Genomic DNA, 23,318 nt, shown 5'->3' with positions numbered 1-23,318 from the left:
GGCAGCTAAGAGCTTGCAGCAGTCCCTCAAACATATAATTATTTTTAGTTGAATTGCCACTAATATGCTTATTATTTTACAAAAGCTAATGTCCTCTTATGGCTAGAAGCGGTCGGGAATACTAATCAAAAAACTCTAAACTTTATTGTCTCAGTTTCATACTTTATTGTTTAGCTTCAATCTATGTTGCCCTGCAACATTAAGATGAAATATTAGTATTTCGGACTTTAACTCTTTGAGTGTAACCCGATAATCGATATATGTGCTTATCAAGGCGTTTTTACAAACCAATAGCAGGTTATTGGGCGTAAAAAGAACGCAGATAGGCGCTTAAATAGCATTTTGGGGTAAAAGACCTTAAGCCGGACTGAGGTTAATTAAGCACGTAAAGTTTTTATCGATTACCGTCCGACAAAGGTAATCGATAAATAAATATAAACGGCCCTAGTACTAATAGCACAACAGTTAATTGCAAATACCATTGTGGTAAAATATAACACGACCACGCCAGCGCAAGTAACATTGATAGTAACGCAATAATTTTTGCACGCTTAGGAATACTTCTAGTTTGCTGCCAATGATAAATTAACGGGCCAAACACTTTGTTTTCGAGTAACATTTTATGCATACGAGGAGAAGACTTGGCAAAACATGCAGCAGCAACTAGTAAAAAGGGTGTCGTAGGTAATATTGGTAACACCGCCCCTAAAAGCGCTAAGCCGACAAAAAACAATCCTGAAATTTTTAATAACATAATGCTAACACCATACAATATATCTGCGTATACAAAGCGAATTAGGTTAAGTAACCTAAATTCAGTATAAGCTAAGTAGGCCAAAGCTACGATTTTTGCGCGTATCTGCGTTGCCTGCAATGACCTAGGTACTTGGTTTTTACTGGAACTAAAAAACCGTTAATTTGCTACTATTGCTACAAATAGTTGGTTATTAGGTACACAAGTCAGCCTTAATTCACACAAAAATTATAGCATTGGTAGTAAAAATGCACTTAGTACTTATAAAAAGTAATCTAAAGCATTGTAAAATATTACTTTAGATGTTTTACGCACATCCATTATCCCGAACTCTGGTTAAGTATAAATCAAATAAAAAATAGAGTCTTCATTACAAGGGCATATCGCTAGGGCGTGTTGACCTTTGCTGTACATTTTTGCAGCGATTTATTTGATGTTTATACAAGGCTGAACTTATGTAATGGAGTTGTTCTCCATAAATAAGTGAAAATGCCGTAGAAAAACCAAAGAGGCGCTGTCCTACGGATACGTTTCGTACAAGATTTGTACTCGAAAGTTCAACACGCCCTAACAAAAGATAAGCCAATAAAAACGTTATTACCTAATAGTATAACTAGCGTCTGTTGATCTTTAAATAATAAAGCTATAAAGGAATATTACCAAGTATGAAAGTAAAGCCTGGAAAATTACAAATAATTGCAGCTACAATTACCATTCCACTTTTTTTGATTTTTTTGATTTTTTTGTTAGGGTATTGTTATATATAGCAACATAGGAAATGGCGTAATGTATTATTCTTTATTAGTATTAGGTTTGATAGGCATTATTATGTGGCTACGAATCTCTTTTAAAATGGTTAAAGCAATAAACAAAACAACCTAATCAACACTTTTTACATTTAATGATTATAAGGAAATAAATATGAAATATTTAAAGTTACTCATTCTTCCGGCTTTGGGTGCCATAACACTGAGTTGTAGCGTTTTGCCGATAAAAGCAGAGATTAAAGAAGATCACTTTAGATTTGAAAACTTTAAAAATGTTGAAAGCACAGAAATAGAATACGCTCACTTAATGTGCTTTAAAAAGAAGCCAACAACTTGGTCTGAGCCTAAACAATACATTAGCGGCGAGCACGATTTATGGGTCAAGGCTAGCGTCACTAAACGTCATATCCCTGAAAGTACAAAAGAAACCTATGTTAACTTTAAAGTAAAACTAGATGCCAATAAAAGCTATATGTTAAATAGAAAGTTAGATAACGATAAAATAGCCTTATGGATTCAAGAAGTAGATACTGGCGTAAATGTGTCTGAAGTAATAACCTCTGAGTTGAAAAACCCTTTAGTATTTGATGAATTATTACGAAAAAGACAGTGTAAGTCTGGCACGGTTTAATTAAGTGTTTAGAAAAAATGTGTAGTAACATATTCAATTAAATAGATAATAATGATCAAAGTGCTTAATTAGCGTTAAGCACTTCAAATAGCTAGCAATACTAGCACCTCAAAAAAACCTACTGATGAGATTATCCATTAAATACATAGTGAACCTAATGGTTGCTGTATCGTTATATCCTTGTATGGTTAAAACATAACCGTAAAGTCTATCAATTACGTGTATTACTATATTTTTCATTACTTTATCCCCTTATAAAATATATACTTTAGTTAATAGCTCTATTTAACCTTAGTTCCGGATAAGCTAAGCACGTCAATGTTACGATTTTTGCGCGTATCTGCGTTAAATTTGCTACTAATAGCTCGCTATTAGGTACGCAAATTTGGCTTGATTCACTCAAAACTTATAACATTGATATATAACTACATAAGCAATACGATTGTTCTATAATAAGCAATTGAAAAATATAACTTTATCGGTGTTGCTCGTACATCCGTTATCCAGAGCTCAGGTTATTTAATTAATTTTCTTATTTAAAACCACCCTACAATAAAGCGAACACTTGAAGTTCAAACAAACTGATAACAATAACTAAAAACGGAGACCCGTATGAGAATATTAACTTCCCTTGCCATAGCGTCAACAATACTTATTTCAGCTTGTACAAATTCTTTTAATAAAAAAAATAAAGAAACGGCATTAGCTACACCACACCAATTACACCATTACCTGTGCGAGAGCGGCGACACTATAACGGCAAGTTACCCTACTACTAATAAAGCTATCGTTACATATAAGCGCAATGAAATTGAAATGAAGATCACCGTTTCAGCAAGTGGTTCACGCTACGTTTCAGATAAGCTAGAGTGGTGGACAAAAGGTATTGGGTCGGGTTCATCGGCTACACTACTTAACCATAATGCTAATGGAACATCAGGTGATACAATCGAGTTTTGTACTGCAATTTAAAGCTTGAATAATAATGCTATCTAGTAAAATTAGCCTACTATCATAGTGTGTTAAACGTTTAAATAGAATGAGGGATAAAATGGAATCAATCAGTATTTTTGAAATTATAAAGGTCGGCATTGGTCCTTCAAGCTCACATACTATGGGCCCTTGGAATGCGGCTGAATTATTTTTAGATCTTATTCGAAAAAAACATAAACTGTCAGATGTAAAAGAAGTGTTTGTTGAATTTTATGGTTCATTAGCCAAAACAGGCATTGGCCATGGTACAGACATTGCTGGAATGTTGGGCCTTTCAGGTGAAAATTTTAAGACAATTGATACCACCAAAATAACTGAAAAAATAGCGGCAATAAAGTCTGCAAACTCTCTAAAGTTAGGTGGTGAAGTCGAGATCCCATTTATTTATGGTCATCACCTTATTTTAAATATGACTAAAAGCCTAGACTTTCACCCCAATGGCATGGTCTTTAAAGCTGTTTTTAATGACGGTTTAGAACTTGAACAAGATTATTACTCAATAGGCGGAGGATTTGTTGCCACACAAGAACAAACCTCTGTTGATAAAGTGCTTACCCGAACACCCTACCCTTGTCATCATGGAAAAGATGTTCTGTTAAATTGTGAAAAGTTAGGGCTTTCCTTTTCAGATCTCATATACCTTAATGAGGAAAGTTGGCGAACAAAACAGGAAACTCAAGCGCAAGCATTATACATCTGGGAAAATATAAAAGACTGTATTTACAAGGGGGTGAATCAAGAAGGTGTGTTACCTGGTGGTTTAAGAGTCGCTCGCAGAGCAGCAGGTTTAAACCGAAAATTATTAGGTGAAGACAAAAAATATAAAACTCGCGAACAATGGTATCAGTTAGTTGATGACGCTGAAGAAAACTTTGTTAATATCAATAAATGGGTGACTTGTTTTGCCTTAGCAGTTAATGAAGAAAATGCTAACTTCGGACGAATTATTACCGCGCCCACTAATGGCGCAAGCGGTATTATTCCAGCTGTTTTAATGTATTCACAGGCATTTACTGAATTTACAGGAAACGACAAAATCATTCGTTTTTTATTAGTTGCAGGTGAAATTGGCACATTGTTTAAGAAAAACGCAACAATATCAGCCGCGATGGGCGGTTGCCAAGCTGAAACGGGTGTTTCTTCGGCTATGGCAGCAGCAGGTTTAACTGAAATAATGGGTGGTTCACCTGGTCAAGTACTAATGGCCGCAGAAATTGCGATGGAGCATCATTTAGGCCTAACCTGTGATCCTGTTGGGGGTTTAGTGCAAATTCCTTGCATTGAACGTAACTCAATGGGGGCAATTAAAGCCATTACCGCTGCAAACATAGCTATTGAGAGTGATCCGGCCAATGCAAGAGTTACTTTAGACGAAGTTATTCAAACCATGTGGGAAACGGCGAAAAGCATGAATAATCGTTTTAAAGAAACCTCTGAGGGCGGCCTTGCTATTGCTGTAAATATTGCGGAGTGTTAGGTAATACATTGGTACTAAGGTACTAAAATTTATCTGTTAAAGAGTGACATCTCTCTTGTACTATGAACAGATAACTCTGGTCTGTATATTTCTACTGAGGAAAAGCTATCTTTCAATTCAAATTGGTTTTTAGGCTAAGTATTATTAGCTTAGTTGCATTGCTTTCTTCGTTCATCAGCCCTCTCTATGTTCACGCACAAAGTATAGAGTCGGCTTCAATAAAGGGCGAACAAATTGAAGTGTTAATCGATCCTACACATCAATTAACTGTGTTCGATATTCTTAACGAAGAAGTTTTTGATCAAAATAATTTGCAATGGGAAAAAAGTATTTCGAGAACACCTTCTTATGGGTTTTCACCTCATACCTACTGGTTTCGCTTTGCATTACCTGCACAAGCTCATGAACGGCTTTTAGAGCTTGATTACGCACTGCTCGATAATATTTCTTTTTATCGCCTTAAAAAGGGTAAAATTGTTGAAACCATTTTAACAGGTGATCAATATAACTTTTCCGAACGCCCAATAAAACATCGTGCATTTTTATTTCCATTACCTAAAACCGATCAAGAACAAACGATATTATTAAAAATACGCTCAACTAGTGCGGTACAGTTTTCACTGACTGTTTGGCCAAACAATACATTTTTTGAACGAGAACAAAACTTTCTTATAGAGCATGGTCTTTACTATGGCGTTGTATTAGTTATGTCATTGTATAATCTATTTTTATTTTTTAGAGTTAAAGACAATGTTTATGTATATTATGTAATTTATGTGTCTATTTTTGCTATAAATCAATTAACTTTATCTGGTTTTGCATTCCAGTTTCTTTGGCCAAATGTCCCTACTTGGAATGAAAAAAGTCTTGCCGTGTTATCACCAATAGCTTTGGTTTGTGCTCTTTTATTTGTTAATGCCTTTTTAAAAGTAAAGATTAATTACCCTAAAATATATAAGTTTACCTCTTTACTCATTATAGTTAGCTTAATTGCAACCGCGGCAAGTATTGTCTACCCCTATTCGATGATGATCCCGTATGTCGCAAGTTTAGCAATTGTTATCAGTAGTACAATTTTAACCGTTAGCTACTATGTTATGTTTAACCGAAGATATAAGTATGATGTTTACTTTTCAGCTGCATGGAGTGCGCTACTAATTGGAGTGGCCATCTTGTCAATGAACAAGCTAGGCATATTACCACGAAACACTTTTACGGAATCTGCAGCTCAAATAGGGTCCGGTATTGAAGTTATTTTACTATCTTTTGCGCTTGCTGAACGTTTTTATGATGCAATGAACCGCCGCCTTGTTGCAGAAAAAGAGTCTCTTCTGATTAAGGAAGAATTGATTTTTACCCAGAAAAAGCAGAATCAAGAGCTAGAAAGCAGAGTAAATTCGCGTACAAAATAACTAGCAAACGCTTTAGTGAAAGTAAAACAACTAAATAAAGAATTATCTAACTTATCTACAATGGACCAAGTCACGGGTATTCGCAATCGTCGTTATTTTGATGAGGTGCTACATCAAGAGTTTTCAAGGGCATTACGCAACCAGTCTAGTATTTCATTAGTAATGCTCGATCTTGATTATTTTAAAGATATAAATGACACTCACGGCCACTTAGTCGGTGATCATTGCCTAAAAATGGTAGCTAGCACAATGTACAACATGGTTAAACGCTCGCCAGACTTAGTATGTAGATACGGTGGCGAAGAGTTAGTTGTTATTTTACCTAACACTGATAACTATGGAGCAATAAAAATTGCCGAACATATTCGTAAAGGCATTGAAAGTTTAAATATTGTAATTTCAGATAAAACAATAAATATTACCGCAAGTTTAGGTGTTGCTAGTTTTATTCCCAATAGTGCTACATCTGCTGAGTTATTGATTGAATTAGCAGATAAAGCGCTCTATCAAGCTAAAAGTGATGGTAGAAACTGTACGCGTAGTTTGTAGTAGCTAACCCTTAAATTTAAACACACTACTACTCTCTTTCAACCACCAAACTATTGCTTAGCTAGTTGCTTGAATCGTTTTGATGATATATACATTAACGTTAAAATACTCAAAAAATTATTTATCTTCATATAAAGGTAACCTTTTACCACTAAGTGTTCCTCGGGATAACTTATTTCCTTCAATATGTAATACTTCTCCGTATTGCCCATTTTTAATACTTGAATCAATCGCGATTACCCTTCCTTGAAATCGTGCTTCAACTTGTTTTTGTGAGGTATGTCCAACGACTAAGTGCGCTACGTTAAAGTGCTTTAATAGCAAGTCTATTTCTGCAGAACTTGCCCCGTCATCTTTAAAATAGCCACGGTACCAAATAGGCCCGTTGCTTTTATGCAAATAACGCCCCCAACCGGCTCTTGGTTCAGTTAGCTCGTTTTTAATTAAATTACTTTTAAACACACGATTAATTTCTTCTAATGTGCGTTTTTCATGGGCTAAAGAGGGATGAAAACCACCGTGTGCAAATAACATATTGTTAACTTTTACTAGTACAGATTTACTTCTTAACCAGCGACCTAAAATCGATATTTTTGAAAATAACGCGTCAAATGGCTGGTTGAATAAGGCTGCCGTTTGTATATATTTTGGGTGTAAATAACGTAGGTCACCGTTAAGCACCATAACCTCATGGTTTCCTAACAACAAATGCACTTTACCACCTGCTTGTTCAGCCTGTTGCTCTAGCTTATAGATAAACCATAAAATTTCAGTTACTTTATCACCTCGATCAAATATATCGCCGGTAATAACAAAATGTCCATCATCAAAAGCCCAATTGCCCTGCTGGTCGATTACGCTATTATTTTTCAACAACGTTAGCATTAGATCATATTGTCCGTGTAAGTCACTTAACGCTACTACATTAAATTTACCTTCGTACTCCATCGCATCTGCTTTAAAGCTGACCCGGTCAACCGCAGCATTAAGGTCACACGCTTTAAAGTAATATGGTAATGGTGCGGTTTGAATGTTAATAATTGTCTGATTAACTTGATTACGACAAAGCCAATTGATTTCAAGATTTGGCTGGGCAGGATCAATATTAATATAAGGCCCATCAGAAACGGTTAACTGTTTATTATTAGTTTTCTCATTAGCAAGCAATGCTTTGCTAGGTAACACAAAGACTAAAATAGTTAATATAATAAAGGAGGCATATTTGAAGAATGTCATAGCAGAACTCTGTAAATGGTTTTATTAGTTAGTTAAAAACTTCACATCCATGTGAAGTTACAGCGTAAATATGACAATTTCCGTTTTGCCAATTAGCACTTCCTTGTGCTGTGTTTTGGAAGAATATCCTTGGTTAACAACTTACAGTGACTGCTAAAACTTAACCTCAGCACCTAAGTAGAAGAAACGCCCGACACTACTACCATAGCCGCTGTAGAAATGTCCTCTACCACCTAAACTATAATCACCTCTATTATCAAAAATGTTATTTATACCGCCTGAAATACGCACCTCAGCACCGGTTGTAGTTTCTGTGGTATATGACGCAGATAAACTATGCTTAATGTATGAACCTAGCTCATTGAACTGTAAAGGTTCAGGGTAAGTAATACACGCTTCGCTACCTGCTGAGCAATTTTCAGTATTATTGGCCATATCATCAAGCCAATTGTCTTGGTCATTCTTATTAACGGTAATCGGTCCTTTGTATTTAGTACTCCAACGTACACGCCATTCATCTTTATACCATGTTAATGATGCAGAACCTTGAGTGTCATAAATATCATTATCGTAATACCCTGAATAATCCGTAGTTTCTGGACCATCTGGCGATTGAACTGTTTTTTCCCAATCAATTATATGCGTCCAGTCAGTCTTAAATTTAAGACGACCATATTGCGCTAAGTCATGTAAGTATTCTAGGGCGATATCTACGCCGCTCGTACTTATTTCATCAACGTTATAGTTACGTTGCATAACCTCAATAAGGGCACCGTCTTCATCTCGTTTTAAATCATTACAAAAAGCATTACTACCGCCTTTTGCATCCCAAGCTAATGAAGAATCGTAACAGTAACGCATAATATCTTCGTTTGAATAACTAGATAATGCGTCTTTAATCGCAATATCGTAATAATCTACAGCAATACGTAAGCCTTCTGCGAAAGCCGGAGCTAACGAAACCCCTACAGTAAATGTATCAGCTGTTTCTTCAATTAAGTTCTCATTACCAACACTTGGTGAGTAGTTGGTATCACTTTCATCAAACTCTCCATCAACTAAAATAGCTGCGGCAATGGTGGGCTCTTTACGGCAGTTGTCATGCCCTGCATCAGTAGATGTCGCTGTTGTCCCATAACAAATATCAGAATAAGAGTCATAATCGCCTGCTGGTGGTGATAATAAATCATCAATAGAAGGTGCTCGTTGTGCTCTTGCCCAGTTAGCTCTTAGCGCGTAACCTTCAACAACTTCCCACACAATACCTGTTTTATAACTTTGTACTAAGTCTGTTCCTGACCAACTATAATCAGCAATACGTGCAGAAACTTCTGCTGATAAACTTTTAGCGCCTGTAACATTTTTTAATAAAGGAAATGCCGCTTCAGCAAATAACTCTTTAACCGTAACTTCGCCTTCATATTGAGGTACGTAGTTAAAAGTAATACCACCTTCGGTAGCTCCGCCTCCGGTTCTTACCTCTTGCGAGTCTTTACGCCATTCAAAACCAAATGCTGATGCAACAGGCCCTGCTGGCATTTCAAATAAGTCGCCAGCTATATAACCTGTTACCGTAACTTGCTCAACTTTAGTATTAATAGTTGGGTTAGCGCGAATGTAGTCAGCCACTTCTGGTGTAATTGAACCTTCACCAAATAAGTTCATTGGTAAACAACCATCTGCTCTTGCTTGTGCGTCAGCACATTGAATAGTAACGCCGTCTTCAGCATACTCTGCATCTAGCGCATAAGAGGCTTTAATGGTGTTAATTTCGTTACCACGCAGTTGGTCTTGTGTAAACCTGCCATAACCTACTGATAAATCCCAATCCCAATTTCCGTCAAAAGCAGTACCTTGCAAACCTGCCCATGAACGTACAGTGTTACGTTCATTGTCGGTATAAATTCGACCTACTTCGTTAAATGCTCTATCCCACTTAATTGTACTGCCACCACCTGCAGCAATTTCAGCTGGTACAAATGGGTTATCACGAGAAATTCGCCCCATCACTACTTCACCAAATTCGCCTGTAACTGGGTCAAACGTGATCACTTTGTCGCTTTCATCTTCACTTTCTGGTGCTTTGTTATTGAACGATTTATTCAAGCTATGTTGAATTTGTGCATAAAACAAAATGTCATCAGTTAGCTCATAATCTACTTTAATTGCTGTATTTAAACCTTCATCTGGTACTTTAAGCTGTACATATTGATCAGTATCAATACCATACTTTTCTTCTACCCAGTCACTGCGTAATGTTTGTCCGTCATACCAAAAGCCACCAACACCGCCACTCCCTTCATGAAAAACGCCTCCTGCGATTGAGTCGCTTAGGCTTCGCCAATCACTTGGGTTTATATCTCGCATACATTGGCCGTCTCTGGGCTCTGCCTCAGTAAGCATTGCGTTACACATTCTATCGTCATCGTAGAAATGAGATTCTTGTTGCTGTGCTCTTTTGCGATCTTCATAGGTTAAGCTAAATTGCTTATCAAAAGTTGAGCTTACATACATATACCCTCGACCATTCGCAAACTCAGTACCATAGTTTAAATCTAAGGTATATTCTCTTGCGCCACCTTCAGAGCTTTCTCCGCCTCGCGCTTTAAATGAAAACCCTTCTTTATCTTGTTGAGTAATTATATTAACTACGCCCGCGATTGCATCAGAGCCGTATGCAGCAGATGCACCTCCAGTAATTACTTCTACGCGTTGCACCATACCTGTTGGTATAGTAGATAAACTCACTGAATTGCTACTATGACTATTTGAAACAACACGACGGCCATCAATTAATGTTAATGTTCTACTTGAGCCTAACTCACGTAAATTAATTGTGGATAAACCTGTCGCCGTAATATTAGATTGAGTATTTGTATTACTGCTACTTTCAGAAATTTGAGGTAACTCATCCACTAATATTTCCGATAAAGAACCTAAACCTGTATCTTCAATTGATTCTTTACTCATTATTGCTAATGGTGTTGCCACACTAAAGCTGTCTCTGCGTAACCTAGAGCCTGTTACCGTGATTTTTTCATCTACTTCTTTCGATGCTTTAGTATTTAAAGGTGATTCTGCTGCTGGTTTTGCGACCTGAGCTAATATTTGCTCTTCACCAGCAAATGCTGTTAAAGCAAATACTGTTGAGGCACTAAAAATGGCACTTTGAACTGCAATAGTGATAAGTTTTTTATTCATCACGGCTCCCGTTTATCATGTTTTGGTGAATAGAATAATTTAATATTTTTTTATATTTATCTGACTGTTAAAAGTCAGCCTCCACTTGTATGGGAGATTGCCATTAAGTACCATCGGTGCTCACTCGTTTCTAGGTCTATTTTACATCTATTTTGTTTAACTCCATTAAATACAACAACTTAAAAATATAGATAAAACACTCGGTCAATTGTAAACATTGTGTTATCAGAGAATAATTTAGGGCTTGTTTGCTTTTCTTCATTGTTAATATTGCACTATCTCGCTATTATCAATGTTCAAGTACGCATTAAGCGTACGATTCTTCCAACGCTAGATTTTAATGACATTAAATTAACACCACTTAAAGGATATTTGTAAGGTCGATGAAATATGACCAACCATTTAAATTAGCGAGTTGCCGAGTATTGCCAAGTGAATGTGCAATAGAACTAAGCACCGCAGAGAAAGTGTCTTTACAGCCTAAATTTATTGAACTTCTGTGTTATTTAGCTGAGCAATTTCCTCGCGTAGTTCCACGAGATGAAATTATTGAAGTAATTTGGGCAGGTAACGAATATGTGGGTGAAAATGCACTAACTAATGCTATTTGGCATTTACGTCAGAACTTAAAAGGCATTAATGGCGATACCGATGTTATTGAAACAATCAGAAAGGTAGGGTATCGATTACTAGTTACCCCCGAATACCAACTTCATACAGTACCTAATTCATCCCAAACTGTAAACGAACATCAAGAAAGCTTACCCATAAAAGCACCGAACTATTGGTATCTAAGCCTTTCAATTGTCATTATCTTTGTTTCTTTAGTGTTTATTTGGCAGCAAAATAATAAAGCAGCAATATTTTCACAGCCTTTAATTACACAAATTACTAAAGAGCCTGGCAGTGAGCTATTTGCATCTCCTTCACCTAACGGGGATAAGGTTGTATTTAAATGGATAGATGAAACCGACAGTGCGAACCTTTATATTACAGATCGTAAAAACCCAGCATTAGCACCTGTACAGTTAACTTTTGGTGATGGCTACATTAGTCACTCTATTTGGAGTAATGACGGTCAATATCTATATTATGCTGAAAAAGCCCGTGATAGACAAAGCTGTAATATAATGCAATTGAAGGTTGCCACTAATCAAAAAAGTGCAATTACCACCTGTCCTTTAAAAGGGGGATATTATTATCTAGATATATCACCTGACAATAATACGCTAGCATTTCACGGCTATAGAGAACCGGCTGATGACAACGGCATTTATTTTTTAGATTTGACCGACTTATCTCGTCAACCTTGGCGTTTTTCATGTAGCAAAAATTGTGGATATCGCGAGCGCGATTTCAGTTTTTCGCCCGATGGGAAGTATATCGCTTTATCAAGGCGCGTTAATCGTTTTAATGAAAACTTATATTTAGTTGACCTTAAAACAAAAGACACAGTCAAACTTACTCAGGGGCAAGAAGATATTGTTGGCATTACTTGGCACCCCAATAGCAAACAATTAGTGTATGCTGCACAGCGTGCTGATGTTCGTAATGGATATGTTGTCGATATTAGCTCTAAATTAACTGAACCACTAAATATTCCTGGGTTTAGTTACCCTGCCTTTGCAAAAAAATCTGGTGAATTATTTTTTCAGCAACGCCAAGAAAAGTATCATTTAGCTAATCTTTCACTTACTAGTGATATTGCTTCTAGTCCATTTCCTGTGATTCAATCGGAGTTTAGCCACCAAAATCCTCACTATTCACCTAAACAAGATAAAGTGGCTTATATTTCGAACGAATCAGGATTTTATGAATTATGGATAGCCGACCGAGATGGTAAAAATCGAAAACAACTCACCAATTTACAAAAAGTTGTACGTTATCCTCGCTGGTCGAATTCAGGCGATAAGATTGCATTTTTAGGCCCTGTAAACGATGAGTTGGCTGAAAAAATATACATTTACGATCTACAAAACAATCAGCTGTCAGTCGTACCAAGCGAGCATTTACACCACAACCGTCCTACATGGTCTTATGACGATCAGTCAATTATTTCTGCCGTGTATGAAAAAGAATATGCCGACTTACATCTTATAAATATAAAGAGCGGTGAAAGCAAACGCATTTCGTTTGACGGTGGACGCTTTGGTATTATGACTACCGAGAGCACTTTGCTTTACACTAACCAACATTCTGGCTTATGGCAAAAAGACTTAACAAGTACAAATAAACCTATCAAAAAAATCAGTGGCAAAGTATTTAACACCACTTATACTTGGGCCTATACTCCTAAAGGCATTTACTTTAAAAGAAACTATAATAATCAAAATATATTTGCATATTATGATTTATTTTTACGAGATGTTACCCCTATAGTTCGCCTTCCTAGGCGATCTTTACCGCTAACGACTTCTCTGAGTTTTATTGATAAAACACAAGAGCTTTTATTTACGGGTTCACAATCTCCCCAGTCAGATATTAAGCAGCTAGTGCATCCATTATTGCACCCTATAGACTAATAAATATCTAGCGTTCTTCATTCCAACTAAAAAAGTACGCACCTAAAAGTAAAAAGCTAATTGACATAATAATTAACACAACGACGTGGTAGCTAATATCGGTGAGTGTTGCACCTTCTGTAATTATTTTTCTTGCGCCCGCAACTAAATGCGTTAATGGTAAGAAGTCTGCAATTTTTTGCAGCAAAGGTGGAGCGCCTTCTAAGCTGAACCAAACACCAGATAAGATCATCATCGGCCATGAAGCAAAGTTAAGTAATCCTCCGGTCAATTCTTCACTTTTTGAGCGACTAGCGACTAATAAACCAAGGGTTATCAAGCTAAATGCACCTAATACACCTATAATAAATAAGTCGATATAGCGGCCTAGCATGTAAAAATCAAAAAAGAAGTTACAGCCGGCATACACAATTGAAGATGTCGCCATTACAATAATTAATCGTGATACGAGCTGAGCACTAACAAATTCGAATGCTGTTAACGGTGTTGCCTTTAGACGCTTTAATACTGAATTTTTTCGATATCGCACAATAACGTAGCCCACACCAAATAGACAACTAAACATCATATTCATCCCTAGTACGCCGGGTAAAACCCAGTCTAGATATCGAATTCTTTGCCCTGAAACTTCTTCAGAGCTAAAGTTGTTATGGCTGGCAAGTAAAATTTTCTCTACTAGATAGCTTTTAGGTGATGAAGGGTTGATCCAATAACTGCTTTTAGAAAAATCAATTAATAAGTCAATACTGTGTTGTGCTAACTTGGTTTGTGCTAATACAGGGTCTGTATAACCAATAAAATCAATGTATTTGGTTTGAGTAAAAGGCTCGTCAGCCTGTGCTAAATTAATAACACCTATTTTATATTGAGATTGACCATCACCAGAAAAAACAAATGACATACCAACTAATAGCAATATAGGAAATATCATACTCCACGACAATGACGATCTATCTCGGACAAACTCGATATTACGTGCCTTAACAACGGCAAAAAAACGTTTGAAATTCATATTACTCTCTTAATGAATGGCCAGTTAGCTTTAAAAATAAATCATCTAAATTAGCAGATTTTACCTGCAGCCCCTCAAGGGACACTTTTTCTGTCATTAGTAACGATAAACTCTGCTCGATATTCTTTGAGCTAATTTCAACCCGTTCACCGTTATTTCTCCATTGGTACTGTTCAATTAACCTTGGAGACACTTGGTTACTAGGTAAATATATAAACACTTCTTGAAAGTGTTTCTCAAGGAGTTGATGCGGGCGGCCAGACTCTATTATTTTTCCTCTATCAACAACAATTACGTCATCACATAGCATTTCAGCTTCATCCATATAATGCGTCGTTAAAATAACAGTTTTATCACGTTTTTTAATATTTTCGATTAATTGCCAAAAGTTACGCCTTGCCTGTGGGTCAAGGCCAGTGGTTGGCTCATCTAAATATATAATTTCTGGATCATTAATTAATGCCAGAGCTAATAATAGTCGTTGGCGCTGCCCACCTGAGAGTAACCGATTGTCTTTATCTAAAAACTCACCTAAATCACACAATTGAATTAACTCACTATGATCAACTGCATGCTGATAAAAAGAGGTAAATAAGTTAAGTGTTTCTTTTACTGTTAAAAAATCTTGTAAAGCGGTGTTTTGAAACTGAATGCCAATTTGCTGCGCAATTTCGCTTTTCATTGGTTGGCCATAATACTTAACTTGGCCTGAAGTGGGCTTTATAATGCCTTCCATTATTTCAATTGTCGTCGTTTTTCCCGCACCATTAGGCCCTAATATACCAAAGCAAACCCCTTTATTAATCGTAAAGCTAATATCATCAACAGCTTTAAACTCTTTGTAGCATTTAACTAAGTTCTCTACTTCTATTACTACATTCATATAACTTGCCTTTGCATTATTCTTTAACAACCTAATAAACTTGTGCTGTAAAATTTACCTAACAAACCAACGCAAACCAAATGAAAACAATTCTCATTTACATAATGGTTATTATCAGTTATGCTCATTATTATCGCTATTAATTATACCAGTTACATTAATGAGGTGATCTACTTTATTGGCAGCTAGAACAATCGAATACAAGGTATTTAGGTTAATTGCTCGTTGTTGCAATGGTTAAATAAATAACGTACTTATTATTTGTTCTTGCCAGTAGAAATGAACACACAGTTAGTGAAATTGATATTACACACTTTGTTAGGGGGTATGATGACAGATTTTCAAACATTTTCTATTGATAATGAAAAAGTACAAATAGAATTAACTCAGGCCCTTTTGGGTAAAATAATTGCAAGTGGTTTAATTTCTGCTGATCAGCTTAAATGTCTAAATAACTCGACAAAAAAAGCGTTATGGCAGACTATCTTACATAGCAGTGAAGACCGTTTAAATTACACCTAACTCTATAGGTAAAAGACTACACCTGCTCGCCGTTATGTATTCAATAACTGCTCTGCTTGCGATATTAATGCCAAATTTAGTGCTTTTTTACCCGTTAATTGGTATTGACGACATAATTCGCTACCTGGTCGCCGCTGCAAGACTTTACTGATAAGCAGCTCCGCATTTACGCCTGGTGTTTCTGTTAATTTGTGACATAACCACACACTTAATGAATAAGCACACACATCATAAAGTGACACTTTATTAATAAAGTCTTCAACTGCATTTATATCGTCATAAGTAAGTTCGGGCAAGTCAGATGGTTTGGCATAACTTAAAATTCTTTCTACTAATTGCGGGTTAATTTGCTGAAATTGCTCAGCCAAATAATAACAAAAACGTTGATAAAACTGGCGGTTAATTGTAAGTATAAGGTTGTTAGCAGCTGCAGTTATTGGTTTAAGTAATAAGCAAGAGTGCTCACCGCTGGCTTTATCTTGTGTAAAACCAATACGAGCAAAGTGATAACCTGCCCTCCCCCAGAACTTGGTTAAGGGTTGACTCATACCAAAACTGGTACCGATAAAGTCAAATAACTGTTGCTGCGCATAAGCTTCAATAATTGTTAATAGCTCAGTTCCTAAACCGCTACCTTGCAGCATTGGTTGTACAGCTATACGCACTATACGTAGATACTGATAGTCAAATGCAGACCTTATTGTGCAATGTATTAATAATGACTGCGGTAAAAATTGATCTTTTAAACGTTTTTTAGACGCTAAAGCTAACTTTATATCGCACTCTGTTGCTCGACCTTCTTTTAATGTTAATGCAACCGAAAGTACCGTTTGATTGTCTCTAGCAAAGTATACAAAAATTACCAACTGTTCGTTTGTTAGCAAAAACTTTAAATCACTTGGCGATGTTTGATAGTGAGCTGTCACTAACACACCAAAAACCTGTTGCAGTAACGCCTCGTTTTCAAAAAGCTGTTTTTGTGTTACTTGTCGAACATCGCCTGTATTAACTTCTTTCGATGATATTTCAGTAAAAAGTTCACTTAAAGGAGCTAACAAAAAGCTTTTAAACACCAATTGCTCTAATGGATCGTTCTCGCGCCATCGTATCGGTTGGTTAATATGCAACTTCGAATACTGAGGACATTTTTGTGCTAATGTTTGAGTAAAGTTTATAGCAAAGCCACGCCCTGCACCTTCATACCCGTGAACAGTCGAAGAGAAAACTACTCGATGATAGTGCTCAACTATGTCAGTTAGTAAGTATATAGGGATCGCTGCAGCTTCATCTATTAACAGTAAGTTGGCATCGGGGTGCTCTAACACCAGTACATCTACTGCAACAAATTGCACAATATATTCAACGTTATCCGTTTTATAAGTAAATTGGTCACCAATGTAACTACCTTGAGGGCACGAACGCGCTAATTGCATGAAAAATACTTTTACTGCATCTTTATGAGGTGCGGTAATTACAATGTTATGCGCTTTTACCTGCCTTGGGCTTTGCATTAAATTAGCTACCGCAATGGCCAACGCCGACGATTTTCCACGTCCACGATCTGCTGTTAAGACAAGAGGCCTTTTCCTATGACCATTAGCTACACTTTCAATGGCTTTAACTGCCAAGTGTTGTTCTTGTGTTAGACAGTCAGACTCGAAAAAACTTTGAAGTGCACAAGCAGGCTTTTCAGTAAACAAACCGTCAATATTAGGGGGGATTTTATCTTCTTCGTTAATCACGACAGCTGATTTATCAGCACACACCCGCTGCCATATCCGTTGAATAAAGAAGTTACTTTTATCGTTTAATAATTCGTTATCACATAGCCATATCATTACCCCACCAGCTCTTATTGTTCCGCTAAGCGCGGCAAAGGCATCGGGGTGAAAAGCATTGTCGGCAAAAAACACTAAATCATTTTCAGTACCCAAATGGTGATGAAAGTTGTTAATGATTAACTCTGGAGCTACTGTAAATTGCTCCCCATAAGCAATAGCCTTGTTCTGTAGCGCAAGCTTATCTGTTTTAGAAGACTTTTTCTGCTCCATTAACAAGGTTTTGATCAGTGTATTTGACCAGAGCAAATCACCATTAAGCACCACTAAACAGCGCTGCTGCTGATAATACAGTTTTTCGCGTAAAACAGTGAGCAACGAACAGAACTTTAAAGGAGTCAATGAAAACACTTCACTTATTAATTTTATCTGAGTTTAACAAGCATTTTATAAAATCTAAACTACACTTTTAAGAAATTGTAAATGAAATTTAATCAAAAAAAATAATAGTTTACTTGATCAGAATCAAAGTTAATAAATGAAAATCATGTCATTATAATAACCCCGACAGTTTTAAGGAAAATAAATGAGTGATAACCCTACCCCAGAGCAAGTGAGAAAACATGAGAAAAACACCTTTATCTTTCTGGCTGTGTTCTTAGCCCCAATTCTTTCTGTAATTATTGTCGGAGGTTTCGGCTTTATGATTTGGATCAGCCAAATGATTTTCGGCCCACCTACTTCATAATAGAGCTATATAATAATAAATGAATAATAAGATAGAGAACCCTAGCAGAAGACGTCTTTTTAGAGGTAAGTTATCTCCACCGACACCTTCACTCAGGTTGCCATGGGTAATTAGTGAACAACACTTTATTGATAACTGCTCTCAATGTGGAGACTGTATTAGCGCATGTGAAACGAATATTATTACTAAAGACGATGCTGGTTTCCCTACAATAAATTTTTCTGACAATGAATGCACCTTTTGTAATAAGTGCCATGTAAGCTGTCAAGAACCATTATTTTTAGACAAAAAAGAAGTTCAAAATAAAGACATTGCTCCATGGCCAGCACTTCTCGACATAAATGAACAATGCTTAGCTAAAAATCAAGTTTATTGCCAAAGCTGTAAAGATGTATGCGAAACTAATGCCATAGTCTTTGACTTTAAAAGCAGTAGCATTCCAGCACCTACAGTAAATTTAGCCGATTGCACACAATGTGGTGCATGTGTATCTACATGTCCACAGGACGCTATTTCACTAAAACTTCAAACATTAGAGGTTATTAATGCCTGAAACATATACACCAGCGCAGTCCCAAGAAGAACAAGCACATGAATATCATGTTGCAAGCTTCGTTGCACACGCACAAATGCACCAAATAGAAAGCGTTAGCAATGAAATATCACTTACCGAAGGTGCTGAAATTCACGCGATTAGTGGTGAAGGAAAAATCGTTTTCACATTAGAAGCCTCAACACAAAAGAAGATAGGCTTCTTAATAGATCAACTCAAACATCATATCGGACTGTTAAGTTTATCACCGGTATATCATCAATTTTTAACAGAACAAGAATAATAGGTGAGCATATGACCATTAACCGTCGTGAGTTTATAAAAGCAAATGCTGTTGCAGCTGCTGCTGCCGTTGCTGGTGTGTCAATACCAGCCAATGCTTCAAATTTAATTACTAGTAGCGATCTTACAAAATTAAAGTGGGATAAAGCTCCATGCCGCTTTTGTGGAACTGGCTGTAGTGTAAATGTTGGGGTAATGGATGGCAAAGTAGTTGCAACACATGGCGATATTAAATCGCCAGTAAATAAAGGCCTAAACTGCATAAAAGGCTATTTTTTATCAAAAATTATGTATGGCAGAGATCGACTAACTACACCGCTGTTGCGAATGAAGAACGGTCAGTATGATAAAGAAGGGGATTTTACGCCTATTTCTTGGGATGCAGCCTTTGATATTATGGCTGAGAAGGCAAAGAAAACGTTAAAAGAAAAAGGGCCTACCGCCATCGGAATGTTTGGCTCTGGCCAATGGACTGTATTTGAGGGTTATGCTGCATCAAAATTAATGAAAGCTGGCTTTAGAACTAATAATATAGACCCTAATGCGCGCCATTGTATGGCTTCAGCCGTAGGCGGTTTTATGCGCACTTTTGGTATTGATGAGCCAATGGGTTGTTATGATGATATTGAAGCTGCTGACGCAATGGTGCTTTGGGGCTCTAACATGGCAGAAATGCACCCTATTTTGTGGACTCGCATTACAGATCGTCGCTTAAGTGCTCCTCACGTAAAAGTTGCCGTTTTATCAACATTTACGCACCGTAGTTCAGATCTTGCTGATAACAGCATGATTTTTACTCCACAGACAGACTTAGCCATTTTAAACTTTATTGCACATTACATCATTAAAACTGATCGCGTAAATAAAGACTTTGTAAATAAGCACACTAACTTTAGATTAGGTAATACAGATATTGGTTATGGTTTACGTCCTGAGCATCCTTTAGAGCAAAAAGCTAAGAACAGTGGCGATACAGCTGGCGGCTCTACTCCTATAGATTTTGAAGAATATGCAAAATTTGTTAGCATCTATACAGCAGAATACACGTCAAAATTATCAGGTGTTCCTGTTGATAAACTCAATGAACTAGCTGAGCTTTACGCTGATCCAAAAATTAAAGTAAGCTCATTCTGGACGATGGGTTTTAACCAACATACTCGTGGTGTTTGGGCAAATAACCTTGTGTATAACATTCACTTATTAACAGGAAAAATATCAACACCTGGTAATAGCCCATTCTCTTTAACAGGACAACCTTCAGCTTGTGGAACTGCACGTGAGGTAGGCACCTTTTCTCATCGCTTACCTGCCGATATGGTTGTAAATAACAAAAAGCATAGAGACTTAGCAGAAAAGCTTTGGAAAGTACCAAGTGGCACTATTCCACCAAAGCCGGGGTATCATGCGGTACTTCAAAACCGAAAATTAAAAGATGGTGAATTAAATTTTTACTGGGTGCAATGTAATAACAACATGCAAGCCGGTGCAAACATCAACGAAGAAATGTACCCAGGTTACCGTAACCCGAAAAACTTTATTGTTTGTTCTGACCCATACCCAACAGTTACCGCTCAGGCATCTGACTTAATACTACCCACCGCAATGTGGGTAGAAAAAGAAGGTGTTTATGGTAATGCAGAACGTCGTACTCAAGCATGGTACCAAATGGTAGAAGCTCCTAAAGGTGCAAAGTCAGATTTATGGCAATTACTTGAGTTTGCAAAACGTTTTCAAATTGAAGAAGTATGGCCAAAAGAGTTACTTGATCAAAACCCAAGTTTCAAAGGAAAAAGCTTGTACGAAGCATTATTTAGAAATGGCCAAGTAGATAAATACGCTTTGAATGAAATACCTGAAGACAGGCTAAATGATGAGTCGCGCCATTTCGGTTACTACTTACAAAAAGGCTTATTTGAAGAGTATGCTAGTTTTGGTCGCGGAAAAGCGCATGATTTAGCAGAGTACGATCGTTACCATCAAGAACGTGGCCTTCGTTGGCCAGTCGTTGAAGGCAAAGAAACATTGCGTCGTTTTAAAGAAGGCTCTGATCCATACGTTAAAGCTGGTAGTGATTTTGATTTTTATGGTCACAAAGATGGGCGTGCTGTTATTTTTGCTTTGCCTTATGAGCCAGCAGCCGAAAGCCCTGATGAAGAATACGACTTATGGCTATCAACTGGACGCGTACTAGAGCATTGGCATTCTGGCTCTATGACTCAACGCGTACCTGAGCTTTATAAAGCAGTACCCGATGCTTTAGTTTATATGCATCCTGACGACGCTAAAACTAGGGGCTTGCGTAGAGGCGACTTGGTCAAGCTTGTTTCAAGACGTGGTGAAGTACAAACTCGTGTAGAAACACGTGGCAGAAACAAGCCACCAATAGGCTTAGTTTATATGCCTTGGTTCGATGCAAGTCGATTAGTTAACAAAGTGACATTAGACGCAACAGATCCATTATCTAAACAAACAGATTACAAAAAATGTGCTGTTAAAGTGATAAAGGTTTAAGGGGCTATCATGAAAAACATTATTAAGAAAATTGCTAAGACTGTTGTCAACGGGCTAATTTTTTCTGCTATAGGAATATCAAGTGCAATGGCGGCAGATAACAACGTAGCTACCCTACGAAATTCCACTAGCATTGAAACACAGGCTACGCCATCACCTATTGCCAATGTCCTTAATAAGGATATTAAGCAAGCAAGAAACTACCCGATGCAACCTCCCGTAATTCCGCATAAAACACGAAACTACGAGGTTAATTTAAACTCTAATAAGTGTATGTCGTGTCATAGTCGCACTCGTACACAAGAGTCACAAGCACCTATGGTAAGCGTTACTCATTTCATGGATAGAGACGGCAATTTTTTAGCTGAAATATCACCACGACGCTATTTTTGTAATCAATGTCATGCAACACAAACTGATGCTAAACCGTTAGTTGAAAATGACTTCGTCGATATGCACACCATAATGAAAGCAAAGCGCTCAGCCAAAAAATAGGAGCTTATAATGAAAGAAATAATAAAGATTGGTTGGGAAACACTAAAAAGGCCAAGTGCTTATTTTAGTTTAGGTTTTTTAGTTATTGGTGGTTTTATTGCAGGCATTATCTTCTGGGGTGGCTTTAACACCGCACTTGAAGTGTCAAATACTGAGCAATTTTGTATTAGCTGTCATGAAATGGAAAATAATGTTTATGAAGAGCTAAAAACAACAATCCATTTCTCTAATCGTTCAGGCGTTAGAGCTACTTGCCCAGACTGTCATGTGCCACACAAGTGGACCGATAAAATTGCGCGAAAAATGCAGGCCTCCAAAGAGGTTTGGGGAAAAATTTTCGGCACTATTAATACCCGTGACAAGTTTTTAGCTCATCGTAAGCGATTAGCTCAAAACGAATGGGTTCGCCTAAAAGCGAATGATTCTTTGGAGTGTAGAAACTGTCATAACTTTGATTACATGGACTTCACTGCACAAAGCCCACGAGCATCAAAGCAGCACTCTACATCATTAGCAAGTGGCGACAAAACCTGTATTGATTGCCACAAAGGAATTGCTCACCAATTACCCAACATGCAAGGTGTTGAAGGCTGGGAGTAAGTTTCAGCACAAATTTTACTCGTAAAGCCAGTTAATTCTGGCTTTTTATTTTTGAATATTCAAAAATATTATTTGAAAACTTCCTTATTTTTGCCTATGTTCACGTTATCAGTACATGTGTACATGCTTAAACTTATTATGAGGCAAGAAATGGGCGATGATTCAATTGATGATTTCACGACAAGTGACGACTCTCTGGATTATGAGAAAGACCTAGCAAACGGCGAGCGTGCAAGCAAAAACTCACAATTGCACAAACGTTTAGATGATTTATTAGAGCAAAAACGTTTAAAAGCACTATTAGATGATACCGATGACTGGGATATCGATTAAATATATTAACGACTATTAACCCAAGAAGTAATGGGGTGATAGTTGTTGGCATTGATGGA

20 protein-coding genes are annotated in these 23,318 nt (G+C 37.1%); 14 read left to right on the top strand and 6 right to left on the bottom strand.

The window, feature by feature from the left end:
- Positions 1-394: 394 nt before the first annotated feature.
- Positions 395-754, bottom strand: a complete 360-nt coding sequence (locus QUD79_RS04745; protein WP_221435163.1) for a YbaN family protein — start codon at positions 752-754, stop codon at positions 395-397.
- Positions 755-1,675: 921 nt separating this feature from the next.
- Here QUD79_RS04745 and QUD79_RS04740 point away from each other — a divergent pair.
- From QUD79_RS04740 to QUD79_RS04720, 5 genes are all read left to right on the top strand, one after another.
- Positions 1,676-2,152: a hypothetical protein gene (locus QUD79_RS04740; protein WP_184423742.1), complete on the top strand. Its 477-nt coding sequence runs from the start codon at positions 1,676-1,678 to the stop codon at positions 2,150-2,152.
- 612 nt (positions 2,153-2,764) lie between these two features.
- Complete coding sequence (locus QUD79_RS04735) at positions 2,765-3,124, top strand: MliC family protein (protein ID WP_184423743.1); 360 nt, start codon at positions 2,765-2,767, stop codon at positions 3,122-3,124.
- A 79-nt stretch (positions 3,125-3,203) separates the two neighbouring features.
- A complete protein-coding gene (locus tag QUD79_RS04730; RefSeq protein WP_184423744.1) occupies positions 3,204-4,622 on the top strand; it encodes an L-serine ammonia-lyase in 1,419 nt (472 codons plus the stop codon).
- 158 nt (positions 4,623-4,780) lie between these two features.
- Positions 4,781-6,034: a 7TMR-DISM family protein gene (locus QUD79_RS04725; RefSeq protein ID WP_184423745.1), complete on the top strand. Its 1,254-nt coding sequence runs from the start codon at positions 4,781-4,783 to the stop codon at positions 6,032-6,034.
- Positions 6,035-6,049: 15 nt separating this feature from the next.
- On the top strand, positions 6,050-6,583 hold the full coding sequence (locus QUD79_RS04720) for a GGDEF domain-containing protein (RefSeq protein WP_184423746.1): 534 nt from the start codon (positions 6,050-6,052) through the stop codon (positions 6,581-6,583).
- A gap of 117 nt (positions 6,584-6,700) precedes the next feature.
- Here the strand turns inward: QUD79_RS04720 and QUD79_RS04715 are convergent, their stop codons facing one another.
- Both QUD79_RS04715 and QUD79_RS04710 read right to left on the bottom strand, forming a co-directional pair.
- Positions 6,701-7,819: a metallophosphoesterase gene (locus tag QUD79_RS04715; protein ID WP_184423747.1), complete on the bottom strand. Its 1,119-nt coding sequence runs from the start codon at positions 7,817-7,819 to the stop codon at positions 6,701-6,703.
- A 153-nt stretch (positions 7,820-7,972) separates the two neighbouring features.
- Complete coding sequence (locus tag QUD79_RS04710; protein WP_184423748.1) at positions 7,973-11,020, bottom strand: TonB-dependent receptor domain-containing protein; 3,048 nt, start codon at positions 11,018-11,020, stop codon at positions 7,973-7,975.
- Positions 11,021-11,403: 383 nt separating this feature from the next.
- On the opposite strand from QUD79_RS04710, the gene QUD79_RS04705 reads away from it, so the two are divergent.
- Complete coding sequence (locus QUD79_RS04705) at positions 11,404-13,542, top strand: winged helix-turn-helix domain-containing protein (RefSeq protein WP_184423749.1); 2,139 nt, start codon at positions 11,404-11,406, stop codon at positions 13,540-13,542.
- Positions 13,543-13,549: 7 nt separating this feature from the next.
- Here the strand turns inward: QUD79_RS04705 and QUD79_RS04700 are convergent, their stop codons facing one another.
- Entirely contained in the window at positions 13,550-14,554 is a 1,005-nt protein-coding gene (locus QUD79_RS04700) for an ABC transporter permease (protein ID WP_184423750.1), read from the bottom strand.
- Between the two features lies 1 nt (position 14,555).
- Positions 14,556-15,437 (bottom strand): ABC transporter ATP-binding protein, encoded by an 882-nt coding sequence (locus QUD79_RS04695; RefSeq protein WP_184423751.1) that lies wholly within the window; start codon positions 15,435-15,437, stop codon positions 14,556-14,558.
- Between the two features lie 327 nt (positions 15,438-15,764).
- On the opposite strand from QUD79_RS04695, the gene QUD79_RS04690 reads away from it, so the two are divergent.
- Positions 15,765-15,959: a hypothetical protein gene (locus tag QUD79_RS04690; protein ID WP_286290054.1), complete on the top strand. Its 195-nt coding sequence runs from the start codon at positions 15,765-15,767 to the stop codon at positions 15,957-15,959.
- Positions 15,960-15,991: 32 nt separating this feature from the next.
- Here the strand turns inward: QUD79_RS04690 and QUD79_RS04685 are convergent, their stop codons facing one another.
- Complete coding sequence (locus QUD79_RS04685; protein WP_184423753.1) at positions 15,992-18,139, bottom strand: tRNA(Met) cytidine acetyltransferase TmcA domain-containing protein; 2,148 nt, start codon at positions 18,137-18,139, stop codon at positions 15,992-15,994.
- A 184-nt stretch (positions 18,140-18,323) separates the two neighbouring features.
- Between QUD79_RS04685 and napE the strand changes: the two genes are divergently transcribed.
- From napE to QUD79_RS04650, 7 genes are all read left to right on the top strand, one after another.
- Complete coding sequence (gene napE / locus QUD79_RS04680; protein ID WP_184423754.1) at positions 18,324-18,485, top strand: periplasmic nitrate reductase, NapE protein; 162 nt, start codon at positions 18,324-18,326, stop codon at positions 18,483-18,485.
- Positions 18,486-18,504: 19 nt separating this feature from the next.
- Positions 18,505-19,038 (top strand): ferredoxin-type protein NapF, encoded by a 534-nt coding sequence (gene napF / locus QUD79_RS04675; RefSeq protein ID WP_184423755.1) that lies wholly within the window; start codon positions 18,505-18,507, stop codon positions 19,036-19,038.
- On the top strand, positions 19,031-19,321 hold the full coding sequence (locus tag QUD79_RS04670; RefSeq protein ID WP_184423756.1) for a chaperone NapD: 291 nt from the start codon (positions 19,031-19,033) through the stop codon (positions 19,319-19,321). The genes napF and QUD79_RS04670 overlap by 8 nt, the downstream gene beginning before the upstream one ends.
- An 11-nt stretch (positions 19,322-19,332) precedes the next feature.
- The gene (napA, locus tag QUD79_RS04665) at positions 19,333-21,831 is read left to right on the top strand and encodes a nitrate reductase catalytic subunit NapA (protein ID WP_184423757.1); all 2,499 of its coding nucleotides are present in this window, start codon (positions 19,333-19,335) and stop codon (positions 21,829-21,831) included.
- 9 nt (positions 21,832-21,840) lie between these two features.
- Positions 21,841-22,326, top strand: coding sequence for a nitrate reductase cytochrome c-type subunit (locus QUD79_RS04660; RefSeq protein ID WP_184423758.1), 486 nt, complete (start codon positions 21,841-21,843; stop codon positions 22,324-22,326).
- Between the two features lie 9 nt (positions 22,327-22,335).
- Positions 22,336-22,926 carry a cytochrome c3 family protein gene (locus QUD79_RS04655; protein ID WP_184423759.1) on the top strand — a complete coding sequence of 197 codons (591 nt, stop codon included), beginning with the start codon at positions 22,336-22,338 and terminating at the stop codon, positions 22,924-22,926.
- Positions 22,927-23,049: 123 nt separating this feature from the next.
- Complete coding sequence (locus QUD79_RS04650; RefSeq protein ID WP_286290048.1) at positions 23,050-23,259, top strand: PA3496 family putative envelope integrity protein; 210 nt, start codon at positions 23,050-23,052, stop codon at positions 23,257-23,259.
- The last annotated feature ends 59 nt before the right edge of the window (positions 23,260-23,318 follow it).

Origin of the sequence: Thalassotalea piscium, from assembly GCF_030295935.1 — a bacterium.
GTDB lineage: Bacteria > Pseudomonadota > Gammaproteobacteria > Enterobacterales > Alteromonadaceae > Thalassotalea_B > Thalassotalea_B piscium.
Note: the sequence above shows the minus strand (reverse complement) of the source record. Positions and strands in the feature narration are given on the sequence as shown.